The organism is Pseudomonas sp. PAMC 29040 (assembly GCF_003994535.1).
Classification (GTDB): domain Bacteria; phylum Pseudomonadota; class Gammaproteobacteria; order Pseudomonadales; family Pseudomonadaceae; genus Aquipseudomonas; species Aquipseudomonas paraversuta.
Genome location: NZ_RZAA01000013.1, coordinates 127,173 through 143,971 on the forward strand (window position 1 = coordinate 127,173; position 16,799 = coordinate 143,971).

General features: G+C 60.2%; 15 protein-coding genes and 1 pseudogene. 4 read left to right on the plus strand and 12 right to left on the minus strand.

Features of this window, described 5'->3' with window-relative positions; all coding sequences use genetic code 11:
- Positions 1-27 precede the first annotated feature (27 nt).
- From WG29040_RS21225 to WG29040_RS21260, 8 genes are all read right to left on the minus strand, one after another.
- Positions 28-1,236, minus strand: a complete 1,209-nt coding sequence (locus tag WG29040_RS21225; RefSeq protein ID WP_127196842.1) for a TerD family protein — start codon at positions 1,234-1,236, stop codon at positions 28-30.
- Positions 1,233-1,823: a TerD family protein gene (locus WG29040_RS21230; protein ID WP_003439420.1), complete on the minus strand. Its 591-nt coding sequence runs from the start codon at positions 1,821-1,823 to the stop codon at positions 1,233-1,235. Before WG29040_RS21230 ends, WG29040_RS21225 begins: the two co-directional genes overlap by 4 nt.
- Positions 1,824-1,896: 73 nt before the next feature.
- Positions 1,897-2,571: an HAD-IB family hydrolase gene (locus WG29040_RS21235; protein ID WP_003439418.1), complete on the minus strand. Its 675-nt coding sequence runs from the start codon at positions 2,569-2,571 to the stop codon at positions 1,897-1,899.
- On the minus strand, positions 2,568-3,527 hold the full coding sequence (locus WG29040_RS21240) for an HpcH/HpaI aldolase/citrate lyase family protein (RefSeq protein ID WP_127196843.1): 960 nt from the start codon (positions 3,525-3,527) through the stop codon (positions 2,568-2,570). Before WG29040_RS21240 ends, WG29040_RS21235 begins: the two co-directional genes overlap by 4 nt.
- The gene (locus tag WG29040_RS21245; protein ID WP_127196844.1) at positions 3,527-4,621 is read right to left on the minus strand and encodes a cysteine protease StiP domain-containing protein; all 1,095 of its coding nucleotides are present in this window, start codon (positions 4,619-4,621) and stop codon (positions 3,527-3,529) included. The genes WG29040_RS21240 and WG29040_RS21245 overlap by 1 nt, the downstream gene beginning before the upstream one ends.
- A complete protein-coding gene (locus WG29040_RS21250) occupies positions 4,614-5,372 on the minus strand; it encodes a hypothetical protein (RefSeq protein WP_003439414.1) in 759 nt (252 codons plus the stop codon). The genes WG29040_RS21245 and WG29040_RS21250 overlap by 8 nt, the downstream gene beginning before the upstream one ends.
- Positions 5,362-6,498, minus strand: coding sequence for a phosphoribosyltransferase domain-containing protein (locus WG29040_RS21255; protein WP_010657268.1), 1,137 nt, complete (start codon positions 6,496-6,498; stop codon positions 5,362-5,364). Before WG29040_RS21255 ends, WG29040_RS21250 begins: the two co-directional genes overlap by 11 nt.
- 97 nt (positions 6,499-6,595) lie before the next feature.
- The gene (locus WG29040_RS21260) at positions 6,596-7,618 is read right to left on the minus strand and encodes an ATP-grasp domain-containing protein (protein ID WP_127196845.1); all 1,023 of its coding nucleotides are present in this window, start codon (positions 7,616-7,618) and stop codon (positions 6,596-6,598) included.
- A gap of 244 nt (positions 7,619-7,862) precedes the next feature.
- Between WG29040_RS21260 and WG29040_RS21265 the strand changes: the two genes are divergently transcribed.
- The gene (locus WG29040_RS21265) at positions 7,863-9,329 is read left to right on the plus strand and encodes a glycosyltransferase family 39 protein (RefSeq protein ID WP_127196846.1); all 1,467 of its coding nucleotides are present in this window, start codon (positions 7,863-7,865) and stop codon (positions 9,327-9,329) included.
- Positions 9,330-9,420: 91 nt separating this feature from the next.
- Positions 9,421-9,927 (plus strand): hypothetical protein, encoded by a 507-nt coding sequence (locus WG29040_RS21270; RefSeq protein ID WP_127196847.1) that lies wholly within the window; start codon positions 9,421-9,423, stop codon positions 9,925-9,927.
- 119 nt (positions 9,928-10,046) lie between these two features.
- Here the strand turns inward: WG29040_RS21270 and WG29040_RS21275 are convergent, their stop codons facing one another.
- The gene (locus tag WG29040_RS21275; RefSeq protein WP_127196854.1) at positions 10,047-10,724 is read right to left on the minus strand and encodes a histidine phosphatase family protein; all 678 of its coding nucleotides are present in this window, start codon (positions 10,722-10,724) and stop codon (positions 10,047-10,049) included.
- Between the two features lie 544 nt (positions 10,725-11,268).
- Here WG29040_RS21275 and WG29040_RS24745 point away from each other — a divergent pair.
- Together WG29040_RS24745 and WG29040_RS24750 are read left to right on the plus strand one after the other, a co-directional pair.
- A pseudogene (locus WG29040_RS24745) lies at positions 11,269-12,201 on the plus strand (methyl-accepting chemotaxis protein); the annotation flags it as partial.
- Between the two features lie 141 nt (positions 12,202-12,342).
- Positions 12,343-13,056: a methyl-accepting chemotaxis protein gene (locus tag WG29040_RS24750; RefSeq protein ID WP_369826392.1), complete on the plus strand. Its 714-nt coding sequence runs from the start codon at positions 12,343-12,345 to the stop codon at positions 13,054-13,056.
- Positions 13,057-13,113: 57 nt separating this feature from the next.
- Here WG29040_RS24750 and WG29040_RS21285 read toward each other — a convergent pair whose 3' ends face one another.
- Genes WG29040_RS21285 through WG29040_RS21295 form a run of 3 tightly spaced genes read right to left on the minus strand, consistent with a single transcriptional unit; the run spans position 13,114 to position 16,756 of the window.
- Positions 13,114-14,544 carry an amidohydrolase family protein gene (locus tag WG29040_RS21285; RefSeq protein WP_127196848.1) on the minus strand — a complete coding sequence of 477 codons (1,431 nt, stop codon included), beginning with the start codon at positions 14,542-14,544 and terminating at the stop codon, positions 13,114-13,116.
- Position 14,545: 1 nt separating this feature from the next.
- Positions 14,546-15,406 carry a MurR/RpiR family transcriptional regulator gene (locus tag WG29040_RS21290; protein ID WP_003439399.1) on the minus strand — a complete coding sequence of 287 codons (861 nt, stop codon included), beginning with the start codon at positions 15,404-15,406 and terminating at the stop codon, positions 14,546-14,548.
- On the minus strand, positions 15,407-16,756 hold the full coding sequence (locus WG29040_RS21295; RefSeq protein WP_003439398.1) for a gluconate:H+ symporter: 1,350 nt from the start codon (positions 16,754-16,756) through the stop codon (positions 15,407-15,409).
- Positions 16,757-16,799: the final 43 nt, after the last annotated feature.

Sequence of the window (16,799 nt, forward strand, 5' to 3'; positions counted from 1 at the left end):
CTCGGCTGGCGGCCAATTACATAACGCTCATTTGGAGCCGGCAGCCCAGCGCATGCCCCAGCCAAATGCTTTGTCCATGTCCGAGTGCCCTTTGAAGAACTCGACCCTGCGGTTGACCTTGACGCTGCCACCGACGTTTTCGAGCAAGGCAATGGCGCACATGCCTTTGGTGCCGCCCTCTTCACTCAGACGCACTTCAATTGGGGGCTCGCCCGGAATATACAAGGTAATCACGCCATCGGTGGCCTGCCAGTTCGGGGCGCCTTCGTAGATGAATGCGTACACCAGTACGCGACGCATCTTGCGCCACTCCTTGCCGTTGATGCGCAGCCACTCGCCGTCGCTCACGGAGCCGGTGCGGTCGTCACCCATCAATTGAATGAACGGCTCGTCACGGAAATCGCCAAACGCGTTGCCCAGGGCCTGAACGGCACCCTTGCGGCCGTTTTCCATTTCGTACAGGCAGCCGACATCAAGGTCGATACCGCCCGACTTGCCGCGCAGCGAGGCAAAGAAACCACCGCCGCCGCTCGGCGTGGCGCGGTTCCAGTTGAGGTTGATTTTGATCTCGCCAAAATCACCGTCCTTTTTGTCCAGGCTGATCGAGGGACGCTGCTTGTCGAGGGTGATTTTCGACAGGTTGACCTTCGATGCCGGGGCTGGTGCAGCCGCCGGAGCAACAACTGGCGCAGGCGCTGCTGGCGGTGCTGCCGGGGTCGGTGCAGGTGCAGGTGCCGCAATATCAACCCCGAAGTGCTGGGCCAAAGGCGCCAGACCACCGGCAAAACCCTGGGCCACGCAACGGAACTTCCACGCGCCCTGGCGGCGGTAAAACTCGCCGAGGATCAATGCGGTTTCCTGCATGCCCACGGTCGGAATCGGCGCTTCAATACCGCCGCTCACAGACACATTGAGCTGCGGGAACGCGTCGAACCTGGCCTTGTTCTCATAAATGGTCGCGGTCAGTGCGACTTTATCGATAGCCGCGTCTATGGCGTCCAGATTGAGGCTGAACACGCTGCGACCGGGCGCAGATTCCGCCAGCTTTACCGCGCCATTGTTGACGCTTTGCTGGCCGAAGAAACACATGTCGTTGTCACCGCGAACCTTGCCCGACTCATTGAGCAGGAAGGCCGACACGTCCAGATCAGCCCCCGGCACAGGGCTGTAGCTGATGGTGACACTGAGGGTGCCGGTGGTCACCGCAGTGTTGGCGCCGGGAGTCAGAGTACTCATGGGCGCACCGCCTTGGCGGCCTCGCTGCTCAGGTCCTGTGCCGTACGGCCATTGGCAACGGTACCCACTGCGGTCAGGTCCCAACCCGCCGCAGTACGGCTCAGGTAGGCCATTACTACACCGGTGTGGCGGCCCTTGTCGGACAGGTTGAAGCGCGCCAGTTCCTTACCGCTCAGTTCATCGACGATACGGCAGTAGGCATTCTCTACCGCTTCAAAGTTTTGCCCGGTGAACGAGTTAACGGTAAACACCAGGTGTTTCACGCTGGCGGGCAGTTGCTCAAGATTGACCTGTATCGACTCATCGTCTCCATCGCCTTCACCCGTACGGTTGTCGCCGGAGTGAACGATGGAACCGTCAGTGGATTTGAGCTGGCGGAACCACACCAGATCCTGGGGTTGGCCGGCACTGTCGAGCAGGATGCATGAAGCGTCCAGATCGATGGCGGTATCACTGTTGAGCAATTTGGCAAAAAAACCGCTCGGCTTGACCGGGTCCCATCCCAGGCCCATGCGAATTTTCTTAAGACCGGTTCCGGCTTCTTTCTCGAGAGAAATGGTTTGGTTCTTGGATAGCGAAATGGCCATGAAGCGTCTCCTTGTCTGCACTGAAGCACGATAGGTTGGTGCTGATTATTGACGTGCTTTGCTTACGCCTTGCTTACAACTCTTCGCGCAAGCACACATCAAGTGGCCGCTTGCGGCGCCACAGCGCGTGAAATTCGCGCCAATGTGGCTCCTCGGCGGCTCCGAGCATTTGTTCATCACCCCGGGTGTCACCCCAGGCGCGCAATGTGTAGCGGTCCAGAGGCCCATACTTGGCCTCTAACCGGATGACTTTTTGTTCACAGCGACAGTTGGTACCGTCGATCTCTCCCGTCAGTACGCCGTCGACTGATGCCAGCCGGGTACCGATCAGGCCGATACCAAGCTTTTTGGCGAAAGGCGTGAGCACCAGTTCGGGGGACGCCGAGCAAATGGTGACCGTGGCGCCCTGCTCCAGCTGGTTGGCGACAGATGTTAAGCCCAAAGGGCGCATTAGGCGCTGCCACGAAACGTCACAAAATGCTTCTGCACGTTCCTTGACCCAGGCTTCTTTGGCACCTGTCAGATAGACCGTGATCAGCTTTTCCTTCAAATCATTACGCGATATCTGACCCAGCAGGTAACAAACTGTTGATGGAATCATCCGCATCAAGCGCATGGCGAACAGCCGGTTGCCAAAAGCAAAGCGCAAAAACGGCACAAAGGTATCGTGATAGGTCAGCGTGCCATCGAAATCAAACGCTGACAGAACCTGCTTGCCTTTAACTGGTGTATTCAAAACGTCGTTCAACCCACTAATTCAGCCAATCGCAGGCTGCCTCCAAAAGTGTCCGACGAGCCGCCGGTTTCAGGGCGAACCCCCTGCCAGTGCGCTCGCTCAATAATTGTTTGCGCCCATTTGTAATGGGTCGCAGGCTCGCACATGGCGTCGTTGAACTTGAACACCGCAGGCGCCGCCTCACTCAGTATGTGGCGTGCGCTGTTGAGATCTTCAAGGCTGACTTGCAACGCCCTGTGGATAACTGCAATTTGCGACGGATGGATAGCGGTTTTACCCACCAGCCCGTGGGCCATGTCCAGCGCCAGTTCCTGCTCCAGCAACTGCGGGCTATTGAGCTGTTCAAACACCGGGGCCGTAAGGGCGAAACCGGCAGAGCCCATCACGCCGCACAGCATCGGAATAACATAGCTCATGGGCGTGCTGTACAGGGTCATCGCCGGGCTGCGACGCAAGCCCAGGCAACCCATCAAATCGTTGCCGCCGATGCGCAAGGCGATAATCCGCCCCGGCAGTTGCTCGAGCATCGCACTGCGCAATTCAACCATGGCCCCCGGGTCATACACCTCGGGAGTTTCCAGGGTCGGCATCAGCATCAATTCGTTGCGGGTCACCGCCTGCTGCCACTCGCGGATATTGCCAAGACGCAGTTTGGGCACCACAAAACCGTCGACGTGACGCATCAACGACCACTCATTAAGCACCGCTGCCATTGCCGCATCCCGGGGCCGAACAAACAGGATCGGCCCGCCGGACGGTCGACCGCCGCGCACCTCGATGCCCAGCAACAGATTTTTCAGGTTGCTGAGCCCCTGCTGCACGTCCGTCTCGGCCACTGCGTCTTCAAGGCACACCACCAGCGAACGCAGGCCCTGGATTTTCTCGCCCATGACCACGTCCATAATGTCGGGACGGGTGGCCGGCATATAAAGAGTGGCGCCCAAGGCAAAGGCGGAATGCTTGATCATCAGCGAACACTCCTGATTACAGTCACGGCGCGATACGGCCCCAACTCTTCACCGACTTCTTCGACCTCGATATTCGCCTGCCGGGTAAGGTGCAGCAGCAATTGAACATCCTGATCGTCGCGGTTGCGCACCAGCACGTGGTCCGGCACCCGGCGCATGACTGCGCGCGTGGCCTCGGCGATGCCCGGTTTGACGCGGTTCGGGTTGCTCACTGCAAACCGTGTCGAGATACGTTCGACCGCAGCCACGGCTGAGCGTTGCAATATTTGCGCCTGCTCCGCAGTCCAGGGTTGGGCGGCTGCCTGGGGCGCCAATTGCGCGCGCTCGGCTTCGATACTGCGGATAAAGTCTTGTGTCACGTCGTGCCCGGCCAGATGCTCATACACCACGCAACCATGCAGGCCGGGGTCTTGCGGCCAGATCGAACGGGAAACAAGGCCCGACACTGTCGCCCCCAGGATGCCCGAAGGAATCAGCCAGTCTTCTGCCGAAGCCGCCAGCCAGGCCCTTCCGCAGGGGTCGGCCAGCACCACCAGGCGCGGGTCGGCCGGGAAACGCGAATCGCCGGCCAGGCTGTCGCGGATCTGCCCGCTGATTGCACCTTTGCCGGTCCAGCCATCCACAAACACGATGTTCTCGGCGCCGTGGGTCTTGATGATAGCTTCGAGTGCGACGTTGTCGATTCCACGATCACGAATAATGCTGATCCCGTAATGCCGGGCGTCACGGCCCGATTCGACCAGCGCACGACGCAACAACACACCCAGCGGCAACCCGGCACGCACGAACGACACCAGCGCAATGGTCGGGCCGTTGTAACGCTGGTCCAGGGCCCGGGCCAGCGCCTGTACATCTGCGGCCATGCGCGCGCCGTTCTGCGCCAGCGCCAGGCGGTACAGGCTTTTATGGGTGTCGGACGGCGGATGTTCCTGGCTGATCATCTCCGAGTAGTGACGCTGACGGGTCTGGATCAGGCGCTCTTTTTCCTGCACATCGGTGACTTCAATCTGCATGGTGCGCAGCAAAAAGTGCACATCATCGGTGGCATAACTGCCACTGCCGACGGTTTGCAGGCCTTCGAAAGCATTACTCATGGCTGACGCTCGCCAGCACATGACTGGCCAGCTGACCACGCTTGGGCGTCCCCCACCAATCGCACTCGGTCATGAAGCCCATGTCCGAGACACTGTCGCCAAAGCCCAGCAACGGTCGTTTACCGTTGATCGCCTGATCGCGACGTACCCATTCGCGCACTGCGGCGCGCTTTTGCAGGGCCACCGGCAGGAACGCCAGGTTGTTGCCGTTGCCGTGCACGTACAACCCGTCCAGCAAACCGCGCGCCTTGACCACGGCCAGCACGGTGAGCAGTGCATCGTCAGTTTCGTTGTTGTGCTTGGTGACCACGTAATTGGCCAGGCCTTGCTCTTCAACCACCCAGCCACGCAGGGAGAAACCCAGCTCGGCGCCAATGGCCAGGGTTTGCTCACTCAACTGATGCAGGCGGGTTTGCTCCAGCGCCAGCTCAGTACCCATGTGCGCATGCCAGACCGGGTCCAGCGAACCGTCAGGATTGAGGATCACCCCGCCATGGGCGCACACCGCGCCATGCACGAAAGGCAGTTGCACCCGTTGATAGGCCTCGATGCTGCGGGCGGTCACCGGGACCACATCGGCAGTGGCCAGCAGCCATTCGACGAAGCTTTTCTGCGTCGCGCTCATAAAGCCGTTGGGCTGACCGTCCACATCCAGGGTCGCCGGGAAGCGTGGCTCATCCCCCATTTTGCGGGCGGTCTGAAACAGGGTGTCGTCCAGATCAACGAACACCAGTGGACGATTAACGCTCATCAACGATCACCTGTGCATTCAATGCGCTGACCAGCGCCGGATCCACCGCCGCTGCCGGAGTTTCAGTACAGATCAGCACCCGGTCGAACTGGCCGGGAGCGACGTTGTACAAGAAGTTGGGAATACCCAGACCGTAGTTGTCGCAGAACGACAGTGCATGATCGATGGCATGCCCCAGCGCAATCGGCGAACGGCTGGTGGAGCTGAAGTGCACATCGGCACCGGCTCGCTCAAGGCGCTCGGCCAGCAGGAACGGGCGCCATACATACTCGCTGGTACCAATGACCAACACCCGCTCCCCTGGCAAAACCTGCAAGCCGGGCGCCAGGGTATCGAGGTGTTCACGCACCCCCATACGGGCCCAGTCGCGATTCGGGTCCAGGGGCCAGTCGCCCCGGGCCACACTGCCGACTTCAGGCATGTCGGGCAGTTCTGCGGCGGGGTCTTCGGTGAAGGTGTAGCGACCGTCGAGCAACGACACGCTGCTGACGTGATCGCCCATGGCCTTGCGCACCGCGTCCCCGGACCAGTCGGTCAGGGTTGCCGTGACTATCCGTTGAATGGAATCCAGCCCGGCTTCGGCAAGCGCCTTGCTCAGGTTGATGAAGGTATTGCCGGTCGAGGCTTCGTCGTCCACCAGAACCAGCGAACGGGCAGTCAGCATCATCTCCCGGGTCCTGGCATCTTGCGGCAGGTGCAGCAAATGCGAGCTGGCGTGGCTGTGTTCTTCTTCAAAACGGGTGAACAGTTCGCCGCCGGTGGGGTGGCGACTGCTGCACAGGTACAGGCTGTCATCACGGGTCCGGCTCAGGGCGCGATGCACACCTGCACCCAGGCCCACGGCGGTTTCTGCCATGCCGATCACCAGCACCGGGCCAGGCAGGTCGGCAGGGATTTTCGCCGCCAGCGCGTTAAAACTTGCGGCCATCAGCGACGGACGAGCCGGGATATGCCGGCCGAGCACACGGGAAACAAACAAAAAAGCGCGCTTGGGATTGCGGCGCTCGGCAAAACTGAAAAGTGCCTGGGGATCAAAGGTCGATGCATTGACCTCAACATCCAGTCGACCGCGCTTAAGGTTTGCGTGCAAAGCCTTGGATCCGGTCATGGGGTTACCGCTGTTCATCAATGTTTTACTACCTGGAAAGACTTAAAAAGTGAGGGACGATCTGGGAGCCCGGGTTTTAGGACAAGTTAAAAATGGTTACCAAAGATGGCCAAAATCAATTCTGCCGATCCAAAAGCGCTTCGCCGCAAACCGGAACCACGACAGTGATCGCCTTTACCTGAACATTCTCGCGCCAGACACTGGCCGGCGCGGGCATTCCCAGGCGACGGGCGGCGAAAATACCGGGCAGGTTAACCCCCGCTTCCCGGGTATAGCCGATACCACCGGAGTAACGCAGATTGATCTCCAGCAGATGCGGATTGCCTTCGGCATCATCGCGGGTTTGCACGTTGACGATGCCGTCGCAGCAAAAATGCCGCGCGGCTCTGAGTGCCAGTTCGACGGCGGCACCGTCGCATTCGAATGACTGCATCAGCCCCTGTTTGCGCCGCCCGACATATGCCACCGCGTTGCCCGCTTCGCACACCATGTCCACCGACACCTCGCTACCGGGCATGTACGGCATGACCAGCAACGGTTTGGGCTCAATGGACTGGCCGTAGGCCCGGGCAAATACCTCGGCATTCACCTCATGGGCATCGGCATTGGCAAAGCTGCGAAACGGATCGACATCATCCCCCAGGCGCCAGAAGCCCTGACCATAAATGCCGCGGGTCGGTTTCACACACACCTGCCCTTCACGGGACAGCCGCGCGTAGGCCTCTTGCAGCTCGGCCTGGTTGTGCACGGTCACCGCCGGAATGCAGGCAAGCCCTGCGGCCAGCGCCTGACGGGTGAATACCGACTTGTCGTCGACCCGCTCAAAGGTGTCCAGGTCCAGGGCGCCCGTGACCAGTTGCAAGCCTGCGGCCTCGAATTGGCCACGATGGGCTTCATAGACCTGCCCCACACGCCCGGCCAGCACCAGCTTGATCTGATGGCTCAGGGCCTGCTCAATGACCCAGGCAATACGCTCTTGATTGTCCAGCGGCTCGCGCCAGGCGACATCCGCCAGTCCGGTTATTTCAGGGCGATTTTGACGGTGCGAGGCGAAAATCCGAACTGCATCGGGCAGCGCCGCGCGCGCGCCGGCAATCACATCGCGCTGGCTGGATTGCCCTTCAAGAAACCAGATCATGAACATCCTTTGCTGCAGAGGGAGGAGACACACGTTGAGCGCGGGAGTCTAGCGGATGGGGCCGGCAGATGCCCCAGTGATTGACCGGTGTGCCTGCCGGAGCTGGCAGGCCGGCGCCCGGATGAGTACCTCCCGCAGCCCGCACACCCTTTGCAGCCCGGAGGTCTCAGGTTTCACATTTTGTTAAGAATTGCCCTCCTATACTCCAGCGCACCATTACTTCCGACTCTGCCCTGGTAGCCAAATGCGCCTGACCCGCCCTGCTCTGCTGTTATTGCTGCTCGGTTGTCTGCTGTTCTTTTTTGCCCTGGGCAACCACCAACTGCAAGGCTCGACCGAGTCCCGGGTGGCGGGCATCGCCATGCAGATGCACCTGAGCAACGATTGGGTGACGCCGTCCCTGCTCAACCAGCCCTTCCTCGAAAAACCGCCGCTAAGCCTGTGGCTGGATACGGGCGCCATTCGCCTGTTCGGGGGTGAACTGTTCGCCGTGCGCCTGGCATCAGCCTTCGCCGGATTATTTTGCGTCATGTTGCTATACGCCATGCTGCGCAAGCTTGGACGCCCCACGGCACTGGCCTGGACGGCTGCCGCCATGCTGGCGACCATGGGCAGTTTTTGGGGCAATACCCGTCAAGTGGGGGAAGATGCCCTGCTGACATTGGGCGTGAGCATGGCGCTGCTGGCGTTTTTTCACGCCAGCCGCCAGCCGGGCTTTGCACGGGGCAGCTGGCTGCTGTTTGCTGCCGGGATCGCCATTGCAACCCTGAGCAAAGGGGTATTGGGGCTGGCGCTGCCAGGGGTGGTGATCTTTGCATTTCTGCTGTGCGAAAGCCTGATGGAGAAGCGCTTTGTCCTGCGACACTGGCTACGACCGGCACTGTTGACCCTGCTGGGACTGATTCCGCTGATGATCTGGTTGTGGGTGCTGTATCAGCGCGGCGGGCTTCAGGCTGTGGGCGAAGTGCTGTGGACCAACAGCGTCGGACGTTTCAGCGGCTCCTTTGTTGATGCCGGGCATTACGAACCGTTTTACTACTACCTGAGGAAGCTGCCCGAAGCCTTCCTACCGTGGAACCTGCTGACCTATCTGGGGCTCTGGCACTTTCGCCGGCAACTGCGTAGCAACCCGTATTTGCTGTTCTTCTGTGTCTGGCTACTGGCGCAGTTTCTACTGCTGAACCTGGCCTCAAGCAAACGTGCGGTGTACCTCATGTCACTGACCCCGGCCGCTGCTGTCATTGCCGCCGAATATGCCCGGGTGGTGCTGGACTGGCTGTACAAGAAAAGCCGGACCTCGACCCTGGCCAGATTCCTGAGCGAGCATCATCGTGCCCTGGCAGGAATGGTTTTAGCCTGCATCGTGGCCAGCTACCTGCTGGCGGCGCTGTGGGCGCCACGGGCCGACAAGGAGGAGTCATTCCAACCGGTAGCGGCCCATGCACTCAACCTGCAAGCCGCCGGCAAACACATCGCCTTGATGCAACCGGACGAGCGCCTGGGCGCCCTGGTGTTCTACAGCCAGCAACTGCAGCAGACGCTGGACTCCACAGCCGAACTGCAGGCCTTTCTCCGCGCCTCGCCCGATAACGTCGCCATCGTCGAACAACCGGTTATGCCCGGGTTAGCCTTGAACATAGTGGACAAGGTCAGCGTCGGACGTCACCACTATTACTTCATCAGCCTGGCAACGCCCGGGCCCCGGACTTGATCCCGGGCAATACAAAGCCGGTTAGCGTGGCCGATTACCCTGCATTGACTACGCTCCCTGTGCTGGACGATTCCCAGCCAAGGAGCCTGTCATGACCATCAACATCACCAGCAAGACCCTGAGCGACTATGACGCTCATCTGGCGTTCAATACGGCCACCGCGTTTCTGCGCAAGTCCGATCTTGCCAACTATTTGATTGATCAGCTTGAACAGCAAGACGTAAAACTCAGCATTGACGTCAGCAGCGACCCGGCGCTGGCGCAAAAGGATGCTTCAAACAACGGGGTGATTTTATGGAACCTGCACACCGCGACCTCGCCAAGCCCGCAACTGGCCGACGTGGCGCCCCTGCTCAGTCGTATCCCGGCCGGGCAGAAGCAATACATCACCAGCCAGTGGGTGCTGATGCATTTACTCGCACTTGCCTGCCATCAATTAAACGATCAGCTGAATTTTCGCGATGCGGATGCGACGTGGCCATGGCTGGACGAAAAAGTCCTGAGCGCCGGCGATATCGAAAATGTTGTGGCCCGTGAACTCAGCGACCTGCCGTTGCCCGAAGAGCAAAACTGGAACCGCCTGCTTAATCGGGCGTGAGCTGCACACAGGCCCGGAGAGGTTGTCAGTCAGGGCAAACCCTGTGCAAGCATGGCTTGCCCGCGTTAGCACCGGCTTGTCTGCACTGCAGACAAGCCGGCACCTGCAGTGGAATTGGCTCAGAATTGCGAGGCTTCGAACACGTGATGCTCTGGTGCTGCCTCCGGCAGGATGGCCGACCAGTCGTTGGTCTCGACATACCCCAGCATCTGCGGGTCATGGGTGCCATCGTCCTGGATGAACAATGAAGCCCCGTAGCCGAACGTTGTATCCGTTGGCACATGCATGTCCGCTTCCAGCGCGTCCATGCATTCGCTGTGGGTCACCAGCACCAGGTTGCGCCCCGGCACCTTGTGCTTGAGGGCATCACGCAACATCGTGTCGCGGCAGTTGAATAACCAGTCCTGCGCCGGCACCGGGCGAATGAACATGGCATCGGCGGTTTGCCGCGCCCGGGTCAACTCACTGCTGTAAATATCGACGTTCTTCAGCCCCAACTGCCTGAAATTGGCGCCCAGCCCCTGAACCACCTCTTCGCCATGCACCGTGATCCCGTCAGGCAGGCCCAGGCATGGGGTCGACGAGCGATCGCAGCGCTCGCCATGGCGCACCAGTGCAATCACATCACCTCTGGCCCAGCTCTGGGTCAGGGTCAGTACCTGTCCGGCATGTTTTGACTGCGCCAGATTGGGCGCCGGCACTGGCGCCAGAAGGTTCCACGTGACCGCACCGGTGAGCAGGCTTGCGGCGACTATCACCAATGCATTTCTGTAACGCGCCAGCACACCGCGCAGCATGGCACGTGTGGCTCCAGCCAGACGAAGACTCAAAATCACGGAAGAAATACCCTCTATGGCAGTCAGTGGACGACACTGGCCGTTACCCTAAAACGCGAATATGACAATGGGTCGATGCGTGCCTCTTTTTGTAAGAGCAAAGATTGCACACGACGGATATCGGTTAGCTGAACCAGATTCTAAAAACCCCCACGTCAGGGACAGGTGAAACGAATGTGAAAAAAAACGTAAAGCCGCCCCTTGCCCACATGCTTGCAAGGGCTTTTCGCCGAATATTCATTGTTATCAAGAAAACATTTCAGCTCTGAGAACTGCCGCCGATACACCCCAACACAAGCATTCTGCTGGGCCAATAACTAAAACCCTCCAGCGAAATTCGATCCTGCGTGCACCGTTCCTGGAGAACTTTATGAACAGCTGGCTGAGCAACATCAGCGTCAACCTGAAACTGACCCTTGGCTTTGGCCTGGTACTGCTCCTCACTTGCGTAATGGCGATCTTTGACTGGCTCAGCCTGGACAAAATGGTTGATCGCAGTAACTGGATGAGCGATATCACCCGGCTCAATACCGCGTTTACCAACCTGCGGGTGACACGCTTGCAGTACATGCTGACTGACGGCGACGAGACCGCCGCGCAAGCAGTGCAAGGCAGTATTGATGCCTTTCAGGAACAGCAGAAAAAGCTGATCGACACCTTCAAGAGCCAGGAAAACCTCGTACTGCTCAAGGAGCAGCAAGCCATCATCGGCGACTACGAGCGCGCACTGGTGACCATGCGCAAGGCATATGTCGAGTCTGCCGAAGCGCGGGCCGCCATGGACCGCAATGCCAAACTGGCCCAGGACGCCATCGCCACGCTGCTGGCCAGCACCCTGCAACTGCCTGCCGCTGAAGAGTCCCGTTTCGCGATGTACCAGACCGTGTCTGAAGTCCGCGAACAATTCCTGCTCTCGCGTTATCAGGTCCGTGCCTATATTGCTGCGCCAACGCCGGCGACCGAAAAGGCCGCCAGCCAGCAACTGGAAAAGACCGTCGACAGTCTTGAAAAGCTCAACCCTTATTTCGCGACGAGCGCCGCAGAGACCCTGCGTACCCTGACCCGGACCATGGAGCAGTACCAACAGGCGCTGCAGGTGTACAGCAGCACCGACAACACCATCATCGACGTGCGCAAGAAGATGACCGAGTACGGCGCCAGCGTTCTGAGCCGCAGCGATGAGCTGTACAAACTCCAGTTGCAGCGCCGCGACATCGAAAGTGCCACCGCCAACAGCATGCAAGCGATCACCACCCTGCTGGTGCTGCTGTTCGGCATCGCTGCTGCGGTGATCATCACCCGCCAGATTACCCGCCCGTTGCGTGAAACCCTGGATGTGGTCGAGCGCATTGCCAGTGGCGACCTGAGCCACAACCTGCAGGTGACCCGTCGCGATGAACTGGGTGTGTTGCAGCAAGGTATTGCGCGCATGGGCACCACCCTGCGCGACCTGATCGGCGGTATTCGCGACGGGGTAACGCAAATCGCCAGCGCCGCCGAAGAGCTGTCAGCGGTCACCGAGCAAACCAGTGCCGGGGTCAACAGCCAGAAGATCGAGACCGATCAGGTGGCCACTGCCATGCATGAAATGACGGCGACCGTGCAGGAAGTTGCACGCAATGCCGAGCAGGCTTCGCAAGCCGCCGCAGCCGCCGACGGCGAAGCCCGTGAGGGCGACAAGGTGGTCAATGAAGCCATTGACCAGATCGAGCGTCTGGCAGTTGAAGTCGGTCGCTCGACCGAAGCCATGGCCGTGTTGCAACAGGAAAGCGACAAGATCGGCAGCGTCATGGATGTGATCAAGGCCGTCGCCGAGCAAACCAATTTGCTGGCCCTTAACGCCGCCATCGAAGCCGCCCGTGCCGGTGACGCCGGACGCGGTTTTGCCGTGGTGGCCGACGAAGTGCGTGGCCTGGCCCAGCGTACGCAAAAATCCACCGAAGAGATCCAGACCCTGGTTGCAGCCTTGCAAAGCGGTACCCAGCACGTGGCCAACGTGATGAACAACAGTCGCTCCCTGACTGACAGCAGCGTGACCCTGACCCGCCAGGCGGGCACCTCGCTGCAGGGCATTACCCGTACCGTGTCGAACATTCAGTCAATGAACCAGCAGATTGCCGCCGCCGCCGAACAGCAAAGTGCAGTGGCTGAAGAGATCAGCCGCAGCATCGTCAATGTGCGCGACGTTTCCGAGCAAACCGCAGCCGCCAGCGACGAGACGGCCAAGTCCAGCGTTGAACTGGCGCGTCTGGGCAATCAGCTACAAGAGATGGTGAGCCACTTTAAAGTCTGACCCTCACTGCAGGAGCGAGCCTGCTCGCTCCTGCACCGGGACCATTGAGCCTCCTCTCTATCGGGGCAGAAACACACCGGCGCGGTTACCGTTGGCCACGCCGTTTTCATAACTCAACACCCCGTTGACCCACACCCCGTCAATCCCTTGTGCCGCTTGTTGCGGGGAGTTGAAGTCGGCGACATCACGTACTTTCGCGGCATCGAACAGCACCAGATCCGCCCAGTTGCCTTCGCGTATTTCTCCCCGCCCCTCAAGACCAAAACGAGCCGCCGACAACCCGCTCATTTTGTGCACCGCCGTGTGCAGCGGGAACAACCCCAGGTCACGACTAAAATGCCCCAACACCCGTGGAAAAGCCCCCCACAAGCGTGGATGCGGAAACGGATCGTCAGGCAGGCCGTCGGAGCCGATCATTGACAGCGGGTGCGCCAGAATCCTGCGAACGTCGCTTTCGTCCATCCCGTAATACACCGCGCCCGCCGGTTGCAGGCGCTGCGCTGCATCCATCAGCGATACGCCCCAAAGCCCTGCAATGTCCTGCAAGTCACGCCCGCCCATTTCAGGATGCGGAGTCGACCAGGTAATGGTGATCCGGAACGCGTCAGTCACTTGCTTGAGGTCCAGAGTCGAAGAACTGGCGGCGTAGGGATAACAGTCGCACCCCACAGGATGGGTTTTCGCTGCCTGCTCCAGAGCTGCCAGCAAGTGCGGACTGCGCCCCCAGTTACCCGCCCCGGCACATTTGAGATGGGAAATAATCACCGGCACCCGGGCCTGGCGACCGATCAAAAACGCTTCATCCATGGCCTCCAGCACCGGCTCGAATTCGCTGCGCAAATGCGTGGTGTAGAGCGCGCCGAACGCGGTCAGTTCTGCGGCCAGTTGCAGCACCTCGTCGGTCTCGGCATTAAACGCACTGGCATACGCCAGCCCTGTGGATAACCCCAGCGCCCCCGCTTCCAGGCTTTCCCGCAGCTGCTGACGCATCCCGCGAATTTCGCCGGGGGTGGCGGTGCGCTGCAGATCGTCCATGTGATTGCTGCGCAACGCCGTATGACCGATCAGCGCACCAACGTTCAACGCGGGACCGGCCGCCGCAACGGCGGCGCGGTAGTCGCTGAAACGCGGGTAGGCAAACGCGGCCTTGTTGCCCAGCAGGTTCATCGGGTCCGGCGGCTCATCGCGCAAGGTCACCGGCGACGCGCTGATCCCGCAGTTGCCGACGATCACTGTGGTCACGCCCTGACTGAGTTTGGGCAGCATCTGCGGCTGGCGGATCACCACCGTGTCGTCGTGAGTGTGCACATCAATAAAACCCGGCGCCAGCACCCGGCCCACCGCGTCTATTTCCCAGGTGCCGCGCACATCACCGAGGTTGCCAATACGCTCGATACGCCCTGCGCGTACCGCCACGTCAGCGCTATAGGCCGGCGCGTTGCTGCCATCTATAACCCGGGCATTGCGGATCACTGTGTCGTAGTTCATTTCAATCCCCCAATGGCAGGCAATCATCACCGCCGCGATAGTCATCCAGTGCCAGTTTGATCCGGCGCAAGCGCTCCTGGTTGGCTTCAGGCATCGACAGCGCCAGCTCGGTGGCAAGCACGTCAATGGCCAGCAGCATCCCGTAGCGGGCCGCCGTTGGTTTGTAGATAAAGCTGGTTTCCACCCCTTGCAGCGCCAGCACCACATCGGCCAGTTGCGCCAGCGGCGTAGCGGGCCGGGTGATGGCAATCACTTTGGCGCCATAGTTATGCGCCAGCTTTACCACCTCGATCAGCTCGGGGGTCAGCCCGGTCAGCGAGCACACAATAACGGCATGCTCCGGTCCCAGGGTCGCCGCCGTGACCCGCATCATCACGACGTCGCGACAGGCCGCGACCGGGTACCCCAGGCGCACCAGACGCACCTGCAATTCATCGCTGTAGACACTGGAACAGCCGCCCATCCCGAACGCATGAATCATCTTCGCTTCGCCCAGCAGCTTGACCGCATCGGCGAAATGCACGCCATTGAAGCCGGCCAGATGCTCGTGCAGCGTCGATTCAATATCACTCACAATCTGACGGAAAAAAGCCGACTGCTCAGGCATGCTGCCGGTATCGAGAAAACGACTGCCCACCCCGCTGGCCTGGGCCAGTTGCAGGCGCAAGTCACGCAAATCACGGCAGCCGACACTGCGCGCAAAGCGCGACAGCGTGGCGCTGCTGACCTCGGCCCGCAGCGCCAGCTCATCGAGGCTGGCACTGGCGGCAAAACCGGTATCGCTGAGTATCAACCGGGCAATGCGGGCCTCGGCAGCGCTGAAGGTGTCCTGGCGAACCCGGATTTGATACAGGATGTCCATTTAAATCAGCTCTGAAAGGATCAGGGTAAAACCGAACGCCACGACTGAAATCAAGGTTTCCAGCACGGTCCAGGTTTTGAAGGTTTGGGCGACGGTCATATTGAAGTATTCCTTCACCAGCCAGAAGCCGCCGTCGTTGACGTGGGAAAAAATCACCGAGCCCGCGCCCGTGGCCAGCACCAGTAATTCCGGGTGCGGATACCCCAGGCCCAGCGCCACTGGCGCCACAATCCCCGAAGCCGTGGTCATGGCGACGGTGGCCGAGCCCGTGGCGATGCGCATCAAGGCCGCAAATACCCAGCCCATGAACAGCGGTGACAGCTGAAAGTCCTGGGCCAGACCGACAATTTCGGTGGTCACCCCCGAGTCGATCAGAATCCGGTTCAGGCCGCCTCCGGCCCCCACCAGCAGTGTGATGCTGGCCGTAGGCGCGAGACATTCGTTGGTGAATTTGAGGATAGATTCACGGTTGAAGCCCTGGGCCAGCCCCAGGGTCCAGAAGCTGACAACCGTCGCAATCAGCAAAGCCATTACCGAGTTGCCGATAAATTGCAGAAACTGATTAAACCCGCTGCCGGGGGTAGAGATCAGGTCGGCCCAGCCGCCGATCAGCATCAGCACGACCGGCAACAGAATCGTCGCCAGAGTGATGCTGCAACTGGGTAACCGGGCCCGCGGTTCACGATTGATGAACTGCTGTTCCAGCGGGTTGATATCGGGCAACTGAATACGCGGCACGATGAATTTGGCAAAAACCGGACCGGCGATGATCGCAGTGGGGATGCCGATCAGAATCGCGTACATCAGAGTTTGCCCGACCGACGCCTGGTAGGCCTGTACTGCCAGCATCGCTGCCGGGTGCGGTGGCACCAGTGCATGCACCACCGACAACCCGGCCACCATCGGCAAGCCCACCATCAGTACCGACACCCCGACCCGCCGGGCAACGGTAAAGGCGATCGGCACCAGCAGTACAAAACCGACCTCGAAAAACAGCGGCAAGCCCACCAGGAAGGCGATACAGACCATGGCCCAATGCGCGTTGCGCTCACCGAAGCGATCGATCATCGTCCGTGCTACCTGCTCCGCGCCCCCCGACTCGGCCATCATCTTGCCAAGCATGGTGCCCAATGCCACCACCAGCGCAATATGCCCCAGGGTTTTACCGACACCGCCCTCGTACGCCCCGATCACACTGCCCGCAGGCATGCCCGCCATCAGGCCCAGACCGATGGCCACCAGGGTAATGACGATAAACGGATTGATCTTGTAGCGCGCAATCAAAACGATCAGCGCAATGATGGCAATGGCCGCATACAACAGCAGCCCATAGCCCGAAGATGGCGTCATGCGATGTTCCCCCGGCAATATTTTTTGAGTTCTTCTGAAACTT